The following is an 18,014-nucleotide window of genomic DNA, read 5'->3' on the forward strand; positions in this document are numbered from 1 at the left end:
GGTTTCGGCGCGGGGTGTCTCGGGGAGTGAGTTTGGCAAAGGGCTTCTTCTTGGAAGCCCTTTTTTTATCGGCGGGCGGATGTGGGGGTATCGTGCCCTGCGTCTGTCATAGTGTTCAGTGACGATGACCCGGATCGTTGTGGTCGTGGGGGTGGTCGTGGGCGTCGTCTTCGTCCTCGTCGTCCTCGTCGTCGCCTTCTTCGTCTTCCTCATCCGGATCGGGCAGGGGTTCCTCGGTCAGGGCGAAGGGAAGGACGTCTTCCAGGTTGTCGGACCAGGCGGACTCTTCGCCGTCGTGGTCGAGCTTGATGAAGCGTTCGCCTTCGTTCAGCGAGATCTGGATGGCCCAGAGATAGAGGCAGTCGTAGGTGTCGTCGCCGGTCGGGGGCAGGCCGCCACGGTTGCCCAGGAGGCGGGCGCCGGGGCCGCCGAGCTGGACGTGTGTCTGGGCTTCGTCGGGTTCGGCGTTTTCGTCGATGGGCACGCCATAGGTGACCCATTCGGTGCCTTCTTCGCCCAGCACGACTTCGGCCAGGACCGGCTTGCCCAGGTAGGCGCTGAGGGCGTCGGCGGTCTTGGCGAGCATGTCCAGCTCGGTCGCGCTGAAGTGGGTCAGGGAAGGCGGGGGCGTGGCGGAGGCGGACATGAGGGTTCCTGGCGCGATGATGCCGCGGGGACGGCGTTACGAAAAAAATGCAGACGCTATTGTCTCGCGATCGCGCGCGGCTTGCATCGGACGCTTGGATTACGCGGCTTTCAGGCGGCCGTCGGCGTGCGCTTGCGGGCGCTGTCGGGTGACTGGCCGGTCAGGCGCTGGAACATGGCGATGAAGGCGGACGGCGTGCTGTAGCCGAGTTCGCGCGATACCACCTGTACTGACTGGCCGGCGTCGAGCATTTCCAGCGCGCTGACCACGCGCAAGCGTTGGCGCCACTCGTTGAACGACATGCCCAGGTGTTGCTGGCAGTGGCGAAGGAGGGTGCGTTCGGTGATGCCGGCGGTGGCGGCCCAGTAGGCGGCGCCGCGTTTGTCGCCGGGCTGGCGCTGCAGGGCGGCGAGGATGGGAGCCAGAACGGGTTCGGTGGCGGACGGCAGGTAGCTGGCGTAGGCCGGCGCGATGCGGATCTGGTCGATGACCACTTGCGCCAGGCGCCGGTCTTCCGGCGTATCTGGATAGGCGATGCCGCGCCGTTCGAAGTCGCCCAGAATGGCGCGCATGACGGGACTGATCTCCAGCGTGCAGGGCCTGGCGGGCAGGGCGGCGCAGGCGGCGGCAGGGATGTCGATGCAGGCGTAGTGCACTTCCCCCTGGTTTTGGCAGCAGTGCGAGACGTGCGGCGGTATCCAGATGGCGTAGTGGGGCGGCGACAGGTAGGTGCTGTCCTCGATGCCGATTTCCATGATGCCGGACAGGGCGAAATTCAGTTCGCCCCAGGGCGAGCTGTGGCGCTGGATGCGCGAGTGCGGCAGGAAGTGCAGGATGCGGCAGGCCAGCGGATAGGGGCGGCCCGGGCCAAGGTTGGGCGGGGAGTCGGCGAGGTCCATGTCCGAAGTTCGCTGGGGATTGTCGGTTTTTCATTATATACAGCGAGTCAGACAGGTCCTACACTGGCCAGCCGTTATCCTGTTTTTGGCTGTATCCCCATGACGCGCGCCGATGTTTCGCCCACTCCCGCCCGCTATCTGCTGTTCCCGCTGCTGGCGGCGCTGATCTGGTCGGTCAACATGATCGTCACCAAGATGGCGGCCGGCGTGATCGCGCCCGCCGCCATCGGCTTTTACCGCTGGGCGCTGGCCGGGCTGCTGCTGACGCCGTTCGCGCTGCCGGCCGCCTGGCGCCAGCGGCGCGCGCTGTGGCCGTACCTGCCCAAGTTCGCGGTGCTGGGCGGCCTGGGCATGGCGCTGTACCAGGGCCTGGCCTATGTGGCGGCCAGCAGCACCACCGCCACCAACATGGGCATCATCACCGCGATGATTCCGTTGCTGACGATCGCGGTCGGCGCCGTGGTGCTGCGCGAGCGTCCCTCCCTGATGGCGCTGCTGGGCGGCCTGCTGTCGCTGGCCGGGCTGGCGTTGCTGATCGGCGAAGGCGATCCGGCGCGCCTGTTGTCGGTGGGCGCGAACCATGGCGATGTGCTGATGGGCGTGGCGGCGTTGGCCTACGCGCTGTACGGCGTGCTGCTGCGGCGCTGGGGTTTGCCGGCCGGGCCATGGGTGTCGCTGTACGTGCAGGTGGCGTTCGGCGTGCTGTTCCAGTTGCCCGCCTTCCTGATGGCGCCGGCCTCGCCGCTCAATGGCGATAATCTGCCGCTGGTGCTGTATGCGGGGCTGTTCCCGTCGCTGTTCGCGCCGTTCCTGTGGATGCAGGGCGTGCGCCACCTGGGACCGGCCCGCGCCAGCGTGTTCCTGAACCTGATGCCGGTGGCCACCGTGGCGATCGCGGCGCTGTTCCTGGACGAGAAACCGCACCTCTTCCACATTGTCGGTGGCGCGATGGCGCTGGCCGGCGTGATGCTGGCGCAGATGCGGGCGCCCTTCGCCGCGGGCCGCCGCGCGCGGGCAGCCTCGTAGGGCGCCACGCGCCTCAGTCGGGCACGGGCTTGCCCTGCCAGTACCGCAGGGCGTGTTCCACCGCGACCCTGGCCGGCACGCGCAGGCCGTGGCCCGCGCCCAGCGCGAAGCGCCGCGCCAGCCCGGCATCGATCAACGACTGGCCGACCGGCAGGAAATGGTCGGAGTCGAGCAGTGCGGGCTGGTCATAACGCTTCCAGACACGCCGGCCGTGCTCGATGATGGGCGAGGCTTCGGGCTGGCGCGGTCGCGTCGGCCACGCGCGTTGTTCGGCCAGGTGCAGCATGGTGCAGACGTCAAAGCCGACGCCTAGCAGCAGGATCTCGGCGTCGGCGCGCAGCAGCTTGGCCAGCGGCGAGGTTTCGCCCAGCGGGTCGTCCAGCCGGTGGTTGGCGGTCAGCGCGTCGGCGCCGGCGCCGACGGCCGCGAACGAACAGGTGGGATGCAGGCTGCGGCGGGCGTCGGGCCAGGTACGGAATAGCTCGGCCACCGCGCCCATGCCACGCGTGGGCGTGATGGCGGGATCGTAAGCTGGCATGTGTTCGCGCAGGGTATCCAGCCACGCGTCCGGCACGGGTGGCGCCTGCCATTGCGCGGGATCGGTCAGGTCGGAGGAATGGGCCGGCATCGCCACCAGGCCGTCGGAACCGACGCAATCTAGCAAGGCCTGGATCAGCGCCACGGGACCGCCCGCGATCCAGCCCAGGGCGCGCAGCGAGGTGTGCACGAGCACCGTGGCGCCGGGGCGCAGGCCGCCCTCGCGCAATTGCGCCGCGAGGCTGTCGCGGGTGGCGGGAAACGGGGTGCGGGCCAGCAGGTCGGCTTCGGTCATCGGGGTGGGCAGGGCGCCGCGAAGGGCGTCATGGAACGGACACAAGCCGTAAATATAGCCTTGCCACCCGCGCGCGGACCCCGCCCGCGCGCCTGTCCGGGTTCCGGCCTACAATCAGCGATTCATCAGCTTTCTTTCCCTATACGAGCCCATGGCCCAATACGTCTACACCATGAACCGCGTCGGCAAGATCGTGCCGCCCAAGCGGCAGATCCTGCGTGACATCTCGCTTTCGTTTTTTCCTGGCGCCAAGATCGGCGTGCTGGGCCTGAACGGCTCGGGCAAGTCGACGCTGCTGAAGATCATGGCGGGCGTGGATCGCGAGATCGAAGGCGAAGCCATCCCCATGCCGGGCCTGAACATCGGCTACCTGCCGCAGGAGCCGCAGCTCAACCCCGAGCACACGGTGCGCCAGGCGGTTGAGGAAGGCCTGGGCGCGGTGGTCACCGCCAAGAAGCGCCTGGACGAGGTCTACGCGGCCTACGCCGAGCCCGATGCCGACTTCGACGCGCTGGCCGCCGAGCAGGCCGAGCTGGAAGCCATCATCGCGGCCGCCGCCTCCAGCGGCGCCGACGACATCGAACACCAGATGGAAATCGCCGCCGACGCGCTGCGCCTGCCGCCCTGGGATGCCATCGTCGGCAACCTGTCGGGCGGTGAAAAGCGCCGCGTGGCGCTGTGCCGCCTGCTGCTGTCCAAGCCCGACATGCTGCTGCTGGACGAACCCACCAACCACCTGGATGCCGAAAGCGTCGAGTGGCTGGAACAGTTCCTGCACAAGTTCCCGGGCACCGTCGTGGGCGTGACCCACGATCGCTACTTCCTGGACAACGCCGCCGAATGGATCCTCGAACTGGACCGCGGCTACGGCATCCCCTGGAAGGGCAACTACAGCTCGTGGCTGGAGCAGAAGGAAGACCGCCTCAAGCAGGAAGAGGCTTCCGAATCGGCCCGCCAGAAGACCATCAAGAAGGAACTGGAGTGGGTGCGCCAGAACCCGAAGGGCCGCCAGGCCAAGGCCAAGGCGCGCCTGGCCCGCTTCGAGGAACTGTCGTCCTACGAATACCAGAAGCGCAACGAGACCCAGGAAATCTTCATTCCGGTGGGTGAGCGCCTGGGCAACGAGGTCATCGAGTTCAACAACGTCAGCAAGGCCTACGGCGACCGCCTGCTGATCGACAACCTCAGCTTCAAGATTCCGGCTGGCGCCATCGTCGGCATCATCGGCGCCAACGGCGCCGGTAAATCGACGCTGTTCCGCATGATCGCGGGCCGCGAGCAACCGGATTCGGGCGAAGTGAAGATCGGCCAGACCGTCAAGCTGGCCTACGTCGACCAGTCGCGCGACGCGCTCGAAGACAAGAAGACCGTGTTCGACGCGGTCGCCGACGGCGCCGACCTGATCACCGTGGGCAAGTTCGAGATGTCCTCGCGCGCCTACCTGGGCCGCTTCAACTTCAAGGGCGGCGACCAGAACAAGGTGGTCGGCCAGCTGTCGGGCGGTGAACGCGGCCGCCTGCACATGGCCAAGACGCTGATCGCCGGCGGCAACGTGCTGCTGCTGGACGAACCGTCCAACGACCTCGACGTCGAAACGCTGCGCGCGCTGGAAGACGCGCTGCTGGAGTTCCCCGGCAGCGTCATGGTCATCAGCCACGACCGCTGGTTCCTGGACCGTATCGCCACGCACATCCTGGCTTTCGAGGGCGATTCGCAAGTGGTGTTCTTCGACGGCAACTACCAGGAGTACGAAGCCGACAAGAAGCGCCGCCTGGGCGAAGAGGGCGCCAAGCCCAAGCGCCTGCGCTACAAGGCGCTGAAGTAAGCCGGCCTGTCAGGCGGTCCGAAAATCCCGGCCATTGCGCGCCGGGATTTTTTTCGGGTGATAGAATCAAAAAGTTCATCATTTGATGCGAATTTTTGCTCCAATCATTGCAAGGAGGCCAGTGTGCGTACGACTGTGACGCTCGATGACGACCTGCTCGAATTGGCCCGTACCTATACCGGCGTCCAGGAGACATCGGCGCTCGTAACGCGAGCGTTGACCCAGCTCGTGCAGAAAGAGGCCGCGAAGCGGTTGGCCAAGCTTGGTGGTAGTTCGCCCAAGTTGAAGCCTATCCCGCGGCGGCAGACGGAAACCTGCAATGATCCTGGTTGACACTTCCATCTGGATAGACCATTTATCCGACGGCGAGCCATATCTGGTGCGCTTGCTGGAGGAAGAAAGTGTATTGATGCACCCGTTCATCGCGGGTGAATTGGCGCTGGGTTCGTTGGGCCGACGTGATGTCGTATTGGGCGCGATGTCGCTATTGCCTCAAGTCGTGCGTGCGAGTCATGACGAAGTCATGCACTTTCTTCAAAGCGAGAAATTGTTTGGAAAGGGCATCGGCTATGTGGATTTACACTTGTTGGCGTCCACGCGACTGACACCTGGCGCTGCGCTATGGACCCGGGACAAACGGCTGCGGGCACTCGCCAACACCTTGAGCCTGGCGGTTGATCCGCCGAGATATCATTGAATGAAGCGGTTTGGCGTGATGGTCATACCGTATCGTCGATACCGCCTTCAACCCCAGGAGACCTCCCATGCTGCTGCAAGCCTCCGATTCCACGCTGCTCATCGTCGACATGCAGGGCCGCCTGATGCCCGTGATCCACGACGGCGACGCGGTGGTGGCGGCCAACGCCAAGTTGGCGCAGGCGGCGCGGCTGCTCGACGTACCCGTGGTCGCCACCGAGCACCACAGCAAGATGCTGGGCGTCACCGTGGCGCCGCTCGCCGAATGGGTGCAATCCACTTTCCAGAAGATGCACTTTTCGGCCGCGCGCGAACGCGGCTTCGACGCCTGGCTGCCGGCGGCGCGCAAGACTGTGCTGGTGACTGGCTGCGAGGCCCACATCTGCGTGTTGCAGACCGTTATCGGTTTGATTGAGCTGGGTTACAAGGCGGTGCTGGTGGCCGATGCGGCCGGTTCGCGCAAATCGTCCGACCACCATGCCGCGCTGCGCCGCGCGCGCGCCCACGGGGCCGAGATCGTCACCACGGAAATGGCCATTTTCGAGTGGATGGAAACTTGCGAGCACGCCCGTTTCCGCGACGTGTTACGTCTGGTCAAATAGCCGGACCTGGCTGCAACATTGTCCCGGGGAGTCGCAAAGATTCCCTCGCCGTTTGACACAATTCCTGGGCAAACCTCACACCACCGCGCGGGATATTTTGCGATCCTGAAGGTTCTAAACCCATAAGGGGTGTCGTGCGCTCGCGTCTGGACCCAGGAGCGGCCCCGGGTACAAGAATAGGAGCCTCATCATGAAAATCGCATCTCTTTCCAAAATCTGTGTCGCTGTCGCCATGGCCGCCACCATGGCGGGTTGCTCGTCGTGGGACAGCATGAGCCATCGTCAGAAAAGCACGGTGGGCGGTGCGGCGCTCGGCGGTGTGGCGGGCGCGGTCATCACCAACGGCGGCATTCTTGGCACGGTGGGGGGCGCGGCCATCGGCGGTGTCATCGGCGATCAGGTGGGCAAGCACTGAGCCCTGGACCGGGCGGGCGCCAGCGCACGCTGGCGTACCGCGCCGAACGCAAAAACGCCCGGCATTGCCGGGCGTTTTTTTGCGCGCATCGCATGCGGATCCGGCGCCGGCCAGCGGCGCGCGGAACGCATCAGGTCTCGCTTTGCGGCATCTCGATCTTGACCTCGAGCACTTCGAGGGTGTCCTGGCGTTCCAGGTGCACCTTGATGTCCTCGGGGTTGATCTTGACGTACTTGGAGATCACCGCGATCAATTCCTGCTGCAACTGCGGCAGGTAGTCGGGCGAATCGCCACGGCCCCGCTCGTGGGCCAGGATGATCTGCAACCGTTCCTTGGCGACGGATGCGGAGGTTTTCTTTTGACCAAGCAGAAACGACAGGAAGGACATTGCTTACTTGCCTCCGAACAGGCGTTTCAGGAAACCCGGCTTTTCGTAGTCGGTAAAGCGCAGGGCCTTGTCTTCGCCCAGGTAGCGGGCCACGACGTCCTTGTAGGCCTCGGAGACGTCGGTATCTTTCAGGTGGATGGCGGGCAGGCCCTGGTTCGAGGCCTGCAGCACGGCTTCGGACTCGGGGATGACCCCGATCAGCTTGATGCGCAGGATGTCCTCGATGTCGCCCAGCGACAGCATTTCGCCGTCGACCACGCGCTTGGGGTTGTAGCGCGTCAGCAGCAGGAATTCCTTGACCGGCTCGTCGCCCTCGACGGCGCGCTTGGACTTGGCCGCCAGGATGCCCAGGATGCGGTCGGAGTCGCGCACCGACGAGACTTCGGGGTTGGTCACGACCAGCGCGTCGTCGGCGAAGTAGGCCGCCATGAGCGCGCCCGTCTCGATGCCGGCGGGCGAGTCGCAGACGATGTAGTCGAAGCCCATTTCCTTCAGGTCGTTGATGACCTTTTCCACGCCTTCCTGCGTCAGCGCATCCTTGTCGCGCGTCTGCGAGGCGGGCAGGATGAACAGGTTTTCAAGCTGCTTGTCCTTGATCAGCGCCTGGTTGAGCGTGGCTTCGCCCTGGATCACATTGACGAAGTCATACACCACGCGGCGCTCGCAACCCATGATGAGGTCGAGGTTGCGCAGGCCGACGTCGAAGTCGATGACAGCGGTCTTGTGGCCCCGCATCGCGAGGCCCGCGGAAAAACTGGCGCTCGTCGTGGTTTTGCCCACGCCGCCTTTGCCGGAAGTCACCACAACAATGCGTGTCATGACGATCAAACCCTTATGTTCGAATAAATCGCGTTATCGTAAAGCAAAAAGCCCGTGTAAGGCTTCTTACAGAATGTGTTGAACGGGGCACGGCCCGTTCGGGACTGACAGAGTATTGCGTTGCAGGACCCTTCCGCGTTGGCGCGGTCTCGCGCCCGTCCGGCCGGCCTGGATCCGGGGCAGGGCATCTCAGGCTTTCAGGGCCTCGATGCGCAGGGTGTCGCCATCCAGCCGCACCAGCGCGGGCTGGTTGTGCAGCGAGCGGTCGAGCTTGTCTTCGACTACGCGGTACACGCCGGCCACGGCCAGCAGCTCCGCGTCCAGGTGGGTGGTGAAGATGCGCGCCGACGTGTCGCCGCGCGCGCCGGCCATGGCCTTGCCGCGCAACGGACCGTACACGTGCACGTTGCCGTCGGCGATGACCTCGGCGCCCTGGCTGACCATGCCGATCACGACCAGGTCGGTGTGGCGCGCGTAGACCCGCTGGCCGGATCGCAGCGGCTTGGTGATGACCAATGCCGAGGACGATTGCGGCGCGGCCGGCGTCGGGCTCGGCGCCGACGTGGTGCTGGCGGCGGCGCGCTCGGGCAGCGGCTCGGCGGCGGGTTTGCCGGCAGTCTTGTCCGCGGATTTATCGGCCGTCTTTTCGGTTGCCTTTTCCGATGCCCCTTCCGTTGCCTTGCCGGCCGGCGCTTCGGCGGCGGCTGTGGGGGCGGGCGCGATCTCGACGGCGGCGGCCGGCACCGACGGCACCGGCGTGGCAACGTCGTTGGGCGGCGCCGTGTCGATCACCTGCGCGGGACGGGCCGCGGGCGTCGACAGCTCCACCGGCGTCAGGCCGGCGGCGCGGGCCGCGGCCAGGTTGGCGCCTTCGGCGACCACGCCGATGGGGGGCAGGTTGTGCCCGCGCAGGGCAGCGACCAGCGCGGGCCAGTCAATGGCGTCCTCGACGCGGCTGGCGTCGATCACCACGGGTTCGTTCTCGAAGAAGCTGCCGGCGTCGGCCATGCGCTTGGCCAGCGCGGCGTTCAGGCGTGCGGGGTCGGCACTGTGCAGGACCACCCGGATCGCATACAGGGTGGCGCTCTTGAAGTCCAGGGCTAGGGATTCAGTGTTCATCTTGATTGGGGCTGGCGGTTCGGGGCGCCTGGAAGGGGCGCGCGCAACCGGCTGCGGATTGTCGGGCATGATAACCCGCCCAGGCCCCGTTCAATCGTTCGGCCAAGGGTAAAAACCCCCCAGGTTGCGGGTGGCTTCGGCGGCGGCGGCCACCACCAGCGCCGCATGCTCGCGTTGCAGCCGAGGCGTCGGCATGGTCAGCGTGACGGCGCCGGCCAGGGCGCCCGTTTCATTGAAGACCGGCGCCGAGATGCCGGACAGCTCGGGCATGCGATCGCCCTCCAGCACCACCACGCCGCTATGGCGGATGGTCTCGTACGGCTCGCCGGCCGCGCCGGCGAAGGCCATCAGCACGCGTCCGCCCGCGCCCCGTTCCAGCGGCAGCAGGTCGCCGGCCTTGATGTGGTCGCGCACCGGCTGCGGCGAATCCACCCGGTACAGGCACAGGCGATGGTCGCCCTGGCGCACGTGGAACGCGGCGCTTTCGCGGGTCACGCGGGTCAGTTCCCGCAGCACCGGCATCACCACCCCTTCCAGCGAGAACGACGCCGCATACACGGCGTGCAGCCGCGCGATCTCCGCGCCCAGTGCGTATTGGCCATCCGCCGTGCGCTGCACCAGGCGGCCATGTTCCAGCGAGGCCAGCAGGCGCAGCACGGTGCTCTTGTAGAGCTGGGTGCGCTCGGCCAGTTCCGCCAGCGACAGCGAGGCGTCGCCCGCGCGAAAGGCGGACAGCACCGACAGCGCGCGATCGACCGCGGCGGCGCCGCCGGGCGCGGCGTGCTGGTCGGCGAGGGAGGGCTGGCTGGCTTTTCTGGGCATGGCGAAGCGGCCTTTCGGGCAGGCAGGGTTGACACCCGGAATCCGGATGGGGAATAATTTATAGAACGACGTTCTATCTTATAGAACTACAAGGAGAAAGTCAATGCCCCAGATTCTAGTCAGCGAGGTCGGCCCCCGGGATGGGTTGCAGAGCATCGCCACCGTCATGCCCACGCCCGCCAAGCTGCGCTGGATCGGCGCGCTGGCGGCGGCCGGCCTGCGCGAAATCGAGGTCTGCTCGTTCGTGCCGCCCAAGCTGCTGCCGCAGATGGCCGATGCCGCCGACGTGGTGGCGGCCGCGCGCGAACTGCCCGGCCTGCACGTCGCGGCGCTGGCCCCCAACCTGCGCGGCGCGCAGGCCGCCTTCGAGGCCGGCGCGGCCAAGGTCACGCTGCCGGTGTCGGTGAGCGAGGCCCACTCCCTGGCCAACGTGCGCAAGACCCACGCGCAGATGCGTGACGAAGTCGCGGCGGTGGTGGCGCTGCGCAATGCCCGCTTTCCTGGCGTGACGCTGGAGGCGGGGCTGTCCACCGCCTTCGGCTGCACCCTGGCCGGCCAGGTGCCGGAAGCCGACACGCTGCGCATGGCGGTGGCCATGGCGCAGTTGGGCGTTGACGAGGTCGGGCTATCGGACACCACCGGCTACGCCAATCCGGCGCAGGTGCGCCGCTTGTTCAAGGCGCTGCGCGCCGAGCTGGGCGGGCGCGCCGGCGGCGCCCATTTCCACAACACCCGCGGCCAGGGGCTGGCCAACGTGGTGGCGGCGCTGGAGGTCGGCGTCGACACCTTCGATGCCAGCCAGGGCGGCCTGGGCGGCTGCCCCTACGCGCCCGGCGCCACCGGCAACATCGTCACCGAGGACCTGGTGTTCCTGCTGGAGTCGATGGGCCTGGATACCGGCATCGACGTCGACGCGCTGATGGCGGCCCGCGCCGCGCTGCGCGACGGGCTGCCGGACGAACCGTTGTACGGTCACGTGCCCGACGCGGGCCTGCCGAAAGGATTCACCTACGCCCGGGAGGCCGCATGAGCACGCATGACGCACATCCAGCCAGCGACGAACCGGCGCTGCCGCTGACAGGCGTGCGGGTGGTCGAATTCACCCACATGGTGATGGGTCCCACCTGCGGCATGATGCTGGCCGACCTGGGGGCCGAGGTCATCAAGATCGAGCCGGTGCAGGGCGACAACACGCGCCGCCTGAAAGGCTCGGGCGCGGGTTTCTTCACCATGTTCAACCGCAACAAGAAGAGCCTGCCGGTCAATCTGCAGGATCCGCGTGGCATCGAACTGGTGCTCAAGCTGATCGCCACCGCCGACATCGTCAGCGAGAACTTCAAGGCCGGCACCATGGCCCGGCTGGGGCTGGACTACGCCACGCTGTCCAGGCTGAACGAGCGCCTGATCTATGTCTCGCACAAGGGCTTCCTGCCCGGCCCCTACCAGCACCGCACCGCGCTCGACGAAGTGGTGCAGATGATGGGCGGCCTGGCCTACATGACCGGCCCGGAAGGGCGGCCCCTGCGGGCGGGCGCGGCCGTCAACGACATCATGGGCGGCATGTTCGGCGCCATGGGCGCCATGGCCGCGCTGCTCGAACGCCAGCGCACCGGCCGCGGCCAGGAAGTGCAGAGCGCGCTGTTCGAGAACAACGTGTTCCTGGTCGGCCACCACATGATGCAGTACGCCGTCACCGGCAAACCGGCCGCGCCCATGCCCAGCCGCATCTCGGCGTGGGCGGTGTACGACGTCTTCACCGTCAAGGACAGCGAACAGATCTTCCTGGCCGTGGTGTCCGACACCCAGTGGAAGCTGTTCTGCGACGCCTTCGGCTTCGCCGACCTGGCCGCCGACGCTCGCCTGGCGGGCAACAACGACCGTGTCGAGGCCCGCGCCTGGCTGATGCCGATCCTGCGCGAACGCCTGGCGTCCGAGCCGGCCGCCGCCATCGCCGCCCGCTTCGAGGCGCACGGCCTGCCTTACGCGCCCATCGCCAAGCCGCAGGACCTGTTCGACGATCCGCACCTGGCCGCCACCGGCGGCCTGGCCGACATCGCCCTGCCGCAAGACGGTGCGGGCAGCGGCGCGGCCAACGCGCATGCCAAGGTGCCGCTGCTGCCCATCACGCTGGGCGGCCGCCGCCCCGGCGTGCGTATCGATCCCCCGGCATTGGGCGCGCATGGCGCCCAATTGCTGGAAACCCTGGGGCTGAGCGCGACGCAGATCGCGGCCCTGACCGAAGCGGGCGTCGTCGGGCCCGTGAACTGACTCGGCCGGCCCCGGCCGTTCCGCTACGCATTCCATCTGGAGACAACCTCATGCAAGTTCTTTCGCGCCTCATGCCGCGCCGCCTGGCCGCGGCCGCGATCGCCGTCGCCACCCTGGCCGGCGCCGCGCCCGCCATCGCCGCCTATCCCGAACGTCCCATCAACCTGGTCGTGCCGATGCCGCCGGGCGGCGGCACCGACGTCGTCAGCCGCCTGCTGGCCGAGCGCCTGGGCGTGGCCACCGGCTGGAACCTGGTGGTGCAGAACAAGCCCGGCGCCACCGGCAACATCGGCATGGACTACGTGGCCCGCGCCCAGCCCGACGGCTACACCGTCGGCATGGGCCAGGCCGCCAACCTCGCGATCAACCCCGCGCTGTATCCGAAGATGCCCTTCGACCCGAAGAAGGACTTCACCCTGGTCGGCCTCGTCGCCGCCCAGCCGGTGGTCCTGGTGGTGCGCGCCGATTCGCCCTACAAGACCCTGGCCGACCTCGTCGACGACGCCAGGAAAAAACCCGCCGCCTCGCTGCGCCTGGCCTCCGCCGGCAACGGCACCATCGGCCACATGTCCGGCGTCATGCTCGCGCGCCGCGCCGGCGTCGAGTTCCTGCACGTCCCCTACAAGGGCGCCGGGCCCGCCGTCACCGACCTGGTCGGCGGCCAGACCGACCTCTACTTCATCACCCCGCAGACCGCCTTCCCCCTGCTCGCCGCCAACAAGCTGCGCGCCCTGGCCGTCACCTCCAACGCCCGCCTGGCCGCCTTGCCCGACGTCCCCACCGTGGCCGAATCCGGCTACCCCGGCTTCGAGGCCTCCGCCTGGACCGGCCTGGTCGGCCCCGCCGGCATGTCCGCCGACATGGTCAACCAACTCAACGCCCGCATGCAGGCCGTCCTCAAGGAACCCGCCGTCATCAAGCGCCTGGAAGACGAAGGCAGCCAACCCCTGGGTGGCACCCCCGCCGACTTCGAGGCCTACATGAAAAGCGAAACCGCCAAGTGGGCCGACGTAGTAAAGGCCGCCAACATCAAACTGGACTGAAAGAGGGCGGGGGGGCGTCCCCGCCCCCAAGCAACCACCACGCCTCCCTCCGCGCAGCGCCCATCACCCCGACGCCAGATCCCACGTATGCCAAAACCGGCCGCCCGCGCGGCCGATTTTGGCGGGCCCCGCAACCCTCTCCGGAACCCCTGTATCCAGCCCGGCCCACCGCGCGAGGCGCGGCCTACGAAGCCCACAACCTCGCGGGCCATAAAAAAAAGCGCCCGAAGGCGCTTTTTTCAATGCACAACGCAAAAAGGCAAATCCCGCTCACCCCTGCGCCCAAGAATCCCGCAACGTCACCACCCGATTCAGCACAGGCTTCTCCGCCGTCGACTCCTTCAAGTCAGCCGTGAAATACCCCAGCCGCTCGAACTGCCACGTCGCCCCCGGCGTCGCCACCGTGCCCGGCTCCAGCCACGCCGTCACCGTCTCCTTCGAATTCGGATTCAGGCAGGCCAGGAAATCCTTGTCGCCGCCATCCGGCCGCGGATCCGCGAACAGGCGGTCGTACAGGTGGATCTGCGCTGGCACCGCATGCGCCGCGCTCACCCAGGTGATATTGCCCTTGACCTTGACGCTGTCCGCGCCCGGCGTGCCGCTGCGCGTCTCCGGCAGGTACTCGGCCTGCACCTCGACCACTTCGCCGGCCTCGTTCTTGGTGAAGCCCGTGCAGCGCACCACATAGCCATACTTCAAACGCACCAGGTTGCCCGGGAACAGGCGGAAGTATTTCTTGGGCGCTTCCTCGCGGAAATCGTCACGCTCGATCCACAGCTCGCGCGACAGCGGGAATTCGCGCACGCCGGCTTCCGGATCGTGCGGATTGCGCGGCGCCGTGCAGATCTCGGTCTGGCCTTCCGGATAGTTGGTGATGACCAGCTTGAGCGGGTCCAGCACCGCCACCGAGCGCGGCGCGATCGGGTCCAGGTCGTCGCGCACGGCCTGCTCCAGCAGGCTGTAGTCGATGCGCGAATCCGACTTCGACACCGCCGTGCGGTCGCAGAACAGGCGGATCGAAGCCGGCGTGTAGCCGCGGCGGCGCAGGCCGAAAATGGTCGGCATGCGCGGATCGTCCCAGCCGTCCACGTGGCCTTCGCGCACCAGCTGCAGCAGCTTGCGCTTGCTGGTGACCACGTAGCTCAGGTTCAGGCGGGAGAACTCATATTGGTGCGGCAGCGGCCGGGCCAGCTTGCCCAGTTCGGCCAGGCGTTCCAGGATCCAGTCATAGAACGGGCGCTGGTCCTCGAACTCCAGCGTGCAGACGCTGTGGGTGATGCCTTCCAGCGCATCCTCCACCGGATGCGCCCAGCTGTACATCGGGTAGATGCACCACTGGTTGCCCGTGCGGTGGTGAGTGGCGTGACGCACGCGGTACATGACCGGGTCGCGCAGGTTGATGTTGGGCGACGCCATGTTGATCTTGGCGCGCAGCACCAGGCTGCCGTCCGGATGCTTGCCGTCGCGCATCTCGCGCAGCAGCGCGATCGACTCGGCGGCCGGGCGGTTGCGCCAGGGCGAGTCGACGCCGGGTTCTGTCAGGGTGCCGCGGTTGGCCCGGATCTCGTCGGGGCTCTGCTCGTCCACATAGGCGTGGCCGGCCTCGACCAGCGCCTCGGCGAACTCGTACATATAGCCAAAGTAGTCGCTGGCGAAATACAGGTTGTCGCGGCCGTCGGCCTTCCAGTCAAAGCCCAGCCAGTGCACCGCCTCGATGATGGCGTCGACGTATTCCTGGTCTTCCTTTTCGGGGTTGGTGTCGTCAAAGCGCAGGTGACAGACGCCGCCGAAGTCGCGGGCCAGGCCGAAGTTCACGCAGATGCTCTTGGCGTGGCCGATGTGCAGATAGCCGTTCGGCTCCGGCGGAAAACGGGTGCGGATCTTCGCCGGATCGGGTTCGCCCTGCTGCTGCACGGAGGCCGGCCCAGGCTTGCCCGCCCAACGCTTGCCCTGGAAGCGGTTGGCTTGCAGGTCGTCTTCGACGATGTTGAGCAGGAAATTGGATGCGGCGGGGGTCGGCGTCGTGGCGGAGGTCATTCTTGAAAGAATAGGAAAAAGCAGCGACAAAGCGTCAATTTTGCCACGTTCCCGGGACAAGCCATTTTTGGCCCGCTGCAAGCGGTTTCAAACTGGCCCCCATTGTCGTGTAACTGGCTCTACACTACGGGCCATCATGGATATCTCGACCCTTTCCCTGGCCCGCGCGCAATTCGTGGCCAGCCTGAGCTTCCTGGCGCTGTTCCTCGCCGTGGCCCTGGCGCTCGCCTGGGTCCTGCTGTTCTTCAAGATCCGCGCCCGCCTGTCGGGGCGGAGCGGCTGGACCGCCGCCTACCGTTTCTGGGTGCGCATCTTCGCCCTGTCTTTCGTGCTCACCCTGGCCGCCTGCGTGCCGGTGCTGATCCAGCTGGGCAGCCTGTGGGCCGGCCTGATGGACAAGATCGGCAACGTCGCCGGCCCGTTGCTGGGCTACGGCATCCTGTCGGTCTTCATCCTCAAGTCGTGTTTCCTGGGCGTCATGCTGTTCGGCCAGCGCCGCGTGTCCGACGGCGCCCACACCCTGGCGGTGCTGATGGTGGCCGTGGGGCAGCTGGTGGCGCTGTTCTGGGTGCTGGCGCTGCAATCGTGGATGCAGACGCCGGACGGCGCCGTGCTGGTCGATGGCCGCTACCAGGTCTACGACTGGACCGCGGTGGTGTTCAACCCGTCCGTCGGCTGGCGCATGGCCGTGGTGGTGGTAGGGGCGGCCCTGGCCGCGGCCTTCCTGATGATGGGCGTGACCGCGCTGCAATCCCTGCGCCGCCCGCTCGGCGACGGCGAACGCGCCACCTTCAAGACCGGCCTGGTGATCGCGGCGCTGGCCGCCGTGCTGCAGTTGCCGGTGGCCACCGGCGCCGGCCAGGTGGTCGCCAAGTACCAGCCCGCCAAGGCCGCCGCCGCAGCAGGCTACTGGGAAAGCGGCAGCGAGCCGCGCCTGGTGCTGTTCGGCTGGCCGGACGCTCGCAACCACGCCAATGTGGCCGACTGGACCTGGAACAACGCCGGCGGCAGGTGGCTGCACCGCAATGACGACGGCACCTACCAGGGCCTGGACAAGTATTCCGGCATGTTGCCGCCGGTGGCGCTGACCTTCTGGTCGCTGCGGGTCGCGGCCGGGCTGGGCCTGTTGATGCTGGCCGTGTCCTGGGTCACCTTTCTCTGGACCTGGCGCCGTGGCATGGATGTCTCGGTGCTGCCGCAATGGTGGCAGCGCGTGCTCTGCGGCATGATGTTCTCGGGCGGCATCGCCGTGGTGGCCGGCTGGTGGTTCTCGGTGATCGGCCTGCAGCCCTTCGTCGTCAATGGCACCGTCACCCAGACCGAGGTATTGGGCACCATGTCGGCCAGCACCGTGCTGTATGGCCTGATCGGCTATGGCCTGCTCTACGCGCTGCTGCTGGCGGCGTTTGCCGGCATGCTGTTCCACGCGGCCCGGTATGGCGTGGTGCCGGTGCGCAAACTTGGCGGAGGCGCATCATGATCGCCATGCTCGCCGCCTCGCAGGGCCTGAGCCCCGATGATCCATCCTTCTGGATGCCGCTGGCGTTCATGGGCCTGCTGTTCGTCGTCATCGCGGCGGGCGTGGTGCTGGACGGCTTCGACCTGGGCGTGGGCATCCTGTTGCAGCTGGCGCCCGAGCAGGAGCGTGGGCGCATGATGAGCCTGTTGAGCCCCTGGCGCGACGCCAATGAGTTCTGGCTGCTGCTGGGCATGGGCCTGTTTGCCTCGGCCTTCCCGTTCGCCTGGGGCGCGGTGCTGGGCAAATTGTATGGACCGCTCACCTTCATGGTGCTGGGCGTGGTGCTGCGCAGCGTGTCCTTCGAGTTCCGCATCCGCGCCCGCAACGAGTCCAAGCCGCGCTGGATCTTCGCCTTCTGGGCCGGCTCGCTGATGACCGCGTTCGGCCAGGGCATGCTGCTAGGCCGCATCGCCACCGGCTACCAATCCGACGCGGGCTATGGCTGGTTCGCGTTGTTCGTCGGCTTGTGCGCGGTGGCGGCCTATGTGCTGCTGGGCGCGTCCTGGCTGGTGATGCGGGTCGACGGCGACCTGCAGCGCCGCGCCGCCAACTGGGCGCGCCACGCCATTCGCTGGACCGCGGTGGGGATGGTCGCCATCGCCGTCACGCTGGGCCTGGCCAACGCCGGCATCTTCTACAAATGGAGCAACATCGCCCACTTGAGCCTGGCGGCCACGGTGTGGGTGATGATGCTGGCGGGCTTCGTCGCCGCCGAAATGCTGCTGGCGCGCCTGCCGGGCCGCGCCGACCGCTTCAGCTGGCTGCCGTTCGTGCTGTGCGTGGCGCTGTTCCTGCTGATGCTGAGCGGCCTGGCCTACAGCCTGTTCCCCTACCTGATCCTGGACGACATGACGCTGTGGGACGGCGCCGGCGCGCTGGGCTCGATGCGCCTGGTGATGGCCGGCGCGGTGGTGGGAATCCCGGTGGTGCTGGTTTTCAACATCCTGGCCTATCGCTCGGTGTTCGGCAAGGAGCGCGCGCCCGTGCCGCTGTTGCCGCCGCCGTCGCCTTGATGCCGCGGGGGTGAGGCGCCGGCGGATGGCCATGCCATCCGCCGT

19 protein-coding genes are annotated in these 18,014 nt (G+C 67.2%); 11 read left to right on the plus strand and 8 right to left on the minus strand.

The features are described from left to right. Positions 1-115 precede the first annotated feature (115 nt). Positions 116-646: a hypothetical protein gene (locus ABFG95_RS19760; RefSeq protein WP_263901222.1), complete on the minus strand. Its 531-nt coding sequence runs from the start codon at positions 644-646 to the stop codon at positions 116-118. Positions 647-756: 110 nt separating this feature from the next. Further along, entirely contained in the window at positions 757-1,545 is a 789-nt protein-coding gene (locus ABFG95_RS19765) for a helix-turn-helix transcriptional regulator (protein ID WP_278992929.1), read from the minus strand. A 99-nt stretch (positions 1,546-1,644) separates the two neighbouring features. Here ABFG95_RS19765 and ABFG95_RS19770 point away from each other — a divergent pair, with 99 nt between their 5' ends. Beyond that, on the plus strand, positions 1,645-2,571 hold the full coding sequence (locus ABFG95_RS19770; RefSeq protein ID WP_100507124.1) for a DMT family transporter: 927 nt from the start codon (positions 1,645-1,647) through the stop codon (positions 2,569-2,571). A gap of 13 nt (positions 2,572-2,584) precedes the next feature. Here ABFG95_RS19770 and ABFG95_RS19775 read toward each other — a convergent pair whose 3' ends face one another. Next, positions 2,585-3,403: an AAC(3) family N-acetyltransferase gene (locus ABFG95_RS19775; protein WP_278992931.1), complete on the minus strand. Its 819-nt coding sequence runs from the start codon at positions 3,401-3,403 to the stop codon at positions 2,585-2,587. A gap of 151 nt (positions 3,404-3,554) precedes the next feature. On the opposite strand from ABFG95_RS19775, the gene ettA reads away from it, so the two are divergent. The 5 genes from ettA (at position 3,555) to ABFG95_RS19800 (ending at position 6,941) form a co-directional block, all read left to right on the plus strand. Next, on the plus strand, positions 3,555-5,228 hold the full coding sequence (ettA, locus tag ABFG95_RS19780) for an energy-dependent translational throttle protein EttA (RefSeq protein WP_006388972.1): 1,674 nt from the start codon (positions 3,555-3,557) through the stop codon (positions 5,226-5,228). A 135-nt stretch (positions 5,229-5,363) separates the two neighbouring features. Next, positions 5,364-5,561, plus strand: a complete 198-nt coding sequence (locus ABFG95_RS19785) for a type II toxin-antitoxin system VapB family antitoxin (protein ID WP_341461525.1) — start codon at positions 5,364-5,366, stop codon at positions 5,559-5,561. Beyond that, on the plus strand, positions 5,548-5,925 hold the full coding sequence (locus tag ABFG95_RS19790; protein WP_049071622.1) for a type II toxin-antitoxin system VapC family toxin: 378 nt from the start codon (positions 5,548-5,550) through the stop codon (positions 5,923-5,925). The genes ABFG95_RS19785 and ABFG95_RS19790 overlap by 14 nt, the downstream gene beginning before the upstream one ends. Positions 5,926-5,992: 67 nt before the next feature. Then, positions 5,993-6,526: an isochorismatase family protein gene (locus tag ABFG95_RS19795; RefSeq protein WP_049071623.1), complete on the plus strand. Its 534-nt coding sequence runs from the start codon at positions 5,993-5,995 to the stop codon at positions 6,524-6,526. A gap of 190 nt (positions 6,527-6,716) precedes the next feature. Continuing rightward, on the plus strand, positions 6,717-6,941 hold the full coding sequence (locus ABFG95_RS19800) for a glycine zipper 2TM domain-containing protein (RefSeq protein ID WP_049071625.1): 225 nt from the start codon (positions 6,717-6,719) through the stop codon (positions 6,939-6,941). A 130-nt stretch (positions 6,942-7,071) separates the two neighbouring features. Here the strand turns inward: ABFG95_RS19800 and minE are convergent, their stop codons facing one another. From minE to ABFG95_RS19820, 4 genes are all read right to left on the minus strand, one after another. After that, positions 7,072-7,329: a cell division topological specificity factor MinE gene (gene minE, locus ABFG95_RS19805; protein WP_006388977.1), complete on the minus strand. Its 258-nt coding sequence runs from the start codon at positions 7,327-7,329 to the stop codon at positions 7,072-7,074. A gap of 3 nt (positions 7,330-7,332) precedes the next feature. Beyond that, on the minus strand, positions 7,333-8,148 hold the full coding sequence (gene minD / locus ABFG95_RS19810; protein ID WP_049077490.1) for a septum site-determining protein MinD: 816 nt from the start codon (positions 8,146-8,148) through the stop codon (positions 7,333-7,335). Positions 8,149-8,337: 189 nt separating this feature from the next. Beyond that, positions 8,338-9,267: a septum site-determining protein MinC gene (gene minC / locus ABFG95_RS19815; protein ID WP_049071626.1), complete on the minus strand. Its 930-nt coding sequence runs from the start codon at positions 9,265-9,267 to the stop codon at positions 8,338-8,340. 90 nt (positions 9,268-9,357) lie between these two features. Continuing rightward, positions 9,358-10,089: an IclR family transcriptional regulator gene (locus tag ABFG95_RS19820; RefSeq protein WP_059269407.1), complete on the minus strand. Its 732-nt coding sequence runs from the start codon at positions 10,087-10,089 to the stop codon at positions 9,358-9,360. Between the two features lie 103 nt (positions 10,090-10,192). On the opposite strand from ABFG95_RS19820, the gene ABFG95_RS19825 reads away from it, so the two are divergent. Genes ABFG95_RS19825 through ABFG95_RS19835 form a run of 3 tightly spaced genes read left to right on the plus strand, consistent with a single transcriptional unit; the run spans position 10,193 to position 13,400 of the window. Next, the gene (locus ABFG95_RS19825; RefSeq protein WP_278990596.1) at positions 10,193-11,119 is read left to right on the plus strand and encodes a hydroxymethylglutaryl-CoA lyase; all 927 of its coding nucleotides are present in this window, start codon (positions 10,193-10,195) and stop codon (positions 11,117-11,119) included. Further along, positions 11,116-12,357 (plus strand): CaiB/BaiF CoA-transferase family protein, encoded by a 1,242-nt coding sequence (locus ABFG95_RS19830; RefSeq protein ID WP_063583759.1) that lies wholly within the window; start codon positions 11,116-11,118, stop codon positions 12,355-12,357. The genes ABFG95_RS19825 and ABFG95_RS19830 overlap by 4 nt, the downstream gene beginning before the upstream one ends. Positions 12,358-12,407: 50 nt before the next feature. Then, positions 12,408-13,400, plus strand: coding sequence for a tripartite tricarboxylate transporter substrate binding protein (locus ABFG95_RS19835; protein ID WP_080977322.1), 993 nt, complete (start codon positions 12,408-12,410; stop codon positions 13,398-13,400). A 270-nt stretch (positions 13,401-13,670) separates the two neighbouring features. On the opposite strand, the gene ABFG95_RS19840 is transcribed toward ABFG95_RS19835, so the two are convergent. After that, positions 13,671-15,437, minus strand: coding sequence for a glutamine--tRNA ligase/YqeY domain fusion protein (locus ABFG95_RS19840; RefSeq protein WP_049071630.1), 1,767 nt, complete (start codon positions 15,435-15,437; stop codon positions 13,671-13,673). 136 nt (positions 15,438-15,573) lie between these two features. Here ABFG95_RS19840 and ABFG95_RS19845 point away from each other — a divergent pair, with 136 nt between their 5' ends. Together ABFG95_RS19845 and ABFG95_RS19850 are read left to right on the plus strand one after the other, a co-directional pair. Further along, on the plus strand, positions 15,574-16,917 hold the full coding sequence (locus ABFG95_RS19845; protein WP_059269408.1) for a cytochrome ubiquinol oxidase subunit I: 1,344 nt from the start codon (positions 15,574-15,576) through the stop codon (positions 16,915-16,917). Then, the gene (locus ABFG95_RS19850) at positions 16,914-17,969 is read left to right on the plus strand and encodes a cytochrome d ubiquinol oxidase subunit II (protein WP_278990595.1); all 1,056 of its coding nucleotides are present in this window, start codon (positions 16,914-16,916) and stop codon (positions 17,967-17,969) included. The genes ABFG95_RS19845 and ABFG95_RS19850 overlap by 4 nt, the downstream gene beginning before the upstream one ends. The last annotated feature ends 45 nt before the right edge of the window (positions 17,970-18,014 follow it).

Source organism: Achromobacter sp. HNDS-1 (assembly GCF_040084795.1).
Classification (GTDB): Bacteria; Pseudomonadota; Gammaproteobacteria; order Burkholderiales; family Burkholderiaceae_B; genus Achromobacter; species Achromobacter ruhlandii.

Coding starts and splice junctions, on each gene's coding strand:
- ABFG95_RS19760 (WP_263901222.1), bottom strand. CDS start 646: ATGTCCGCCTCCGCCACGCCCCCGCCTTCCCTGACCCACTTCAGCGCG.
- ABFG95_RS19765 (WP_278992929.1), bottom strand. CDS start 1,545: ATGGACCTCGCCGACTCCCCGCCCAACCTTGGCCCGGGCCGCCCCTAT.
- ABFG95_RS19770 (WP_100507124.1), top strand. CDS start 1,645: ATGACGCGCGCCGATGTTTCGCCCACTCCCGCCCGCTATCTGCTGTTC.
- ABFG95_RS19775 (WP_278992931.1), bottom strand. CDS start 3,403: ATGACCGAAGCCGACCTGCTGGCCCGCACCCCGTTTCCCGCCACCCGC.
- ettA (WP_006388972.1), top strand. CDS start 3,555: ATGGCCCAATACGTCTACACCATGAACCGCGTCGGCAAGATCGTGCCG.
- ABFG95_RS19790 (WP_049071622.1), top strand. CDS start 5,548: ATGATCCTGGTTGACACTTCCATCTGGATAGACCATTTATCCGACGGC.
- ABFG95_RS19795 (WP_049071623.1), top strand. CDS start 5,993: ATGCTGCTGCAAGCCTCCGATTCCACGCTGCTCATCGTCGACATGCAG.
- ABFG95_RS19800 (WP_049071625.1), top strand. CDS start 6,717: ATGAAAATCGCATCTCTTTCCAAAATCTGTGTCGCTGTCGCCATGGCC.
- minE (WP_006388977.1), bottom strand. CDS start 7,329: ATGTCCTTCCTGTCGTTTCTGCTTGGTCAAAAGAAAACCTCCGCATCC.
- minD (WP_049077490.1), bottom strand. CDS start 8,148: ATGACACGCATTGTTGTGGTGACTTCCGGCAAAGGCGGCGTGGGCAAA.
- minC (WP_049071626.1), bottom strand. CDS start 9,267: ATGAACACTGAATCCCTAGCCCTGGACTTCAAGAGCGCCACCCTGTAT.
- ABFG95_RS19820 (WP_059269407.1), bottom strand. CDS start 10,089: ATGCCCAGAAAAGCCAGCCAGCCCTCCCTCGCCGACCAGCACGCCGCG.
- ABFG95_RS19825 (WP_278990596.1), top strand. CDS start 10,193: ATGCCCCAGATTCTAGTCAGCGAGGTCGGCCCCCGGGATGGGTTGCAG.
- ABFG95_RS19830 (WP_063583759.1), top strand. CDS start 11,116: ATGAGCACGCATGACGCACATCCAGCCAGCGACGAACCGGCGCTGCCG.
- ABFG95_RS19835 (WP_080977322.1), top strand. CDS start 12,408: ATGCAAGTTCTTTCGCGCCTCATGCCGCGCCGCCTGGCCGCGGCCGCG.
- ABFG95_RS19840 (WP_049071630.1), bottom strand. CDS start 15,437: ATGACCTCCGCCACGACGCCGACCCCCGCCGCATCCAATTTCCTGCTC.
- ABFG95_RS19845 (WP_059269408.1), top strand. CDS start 15,574: ATGGATATCTCGACCCTTTCCCTGGCCCGCGCGCAATTCGTGGCCAGC.
- ABFG95_RS19850 (WP_278990595.1), top strand. CDS start 16,914: ATGATCGCCATGCTCGCCGCCTCGCAGGGCCTGAGCCCCGATGATCCA.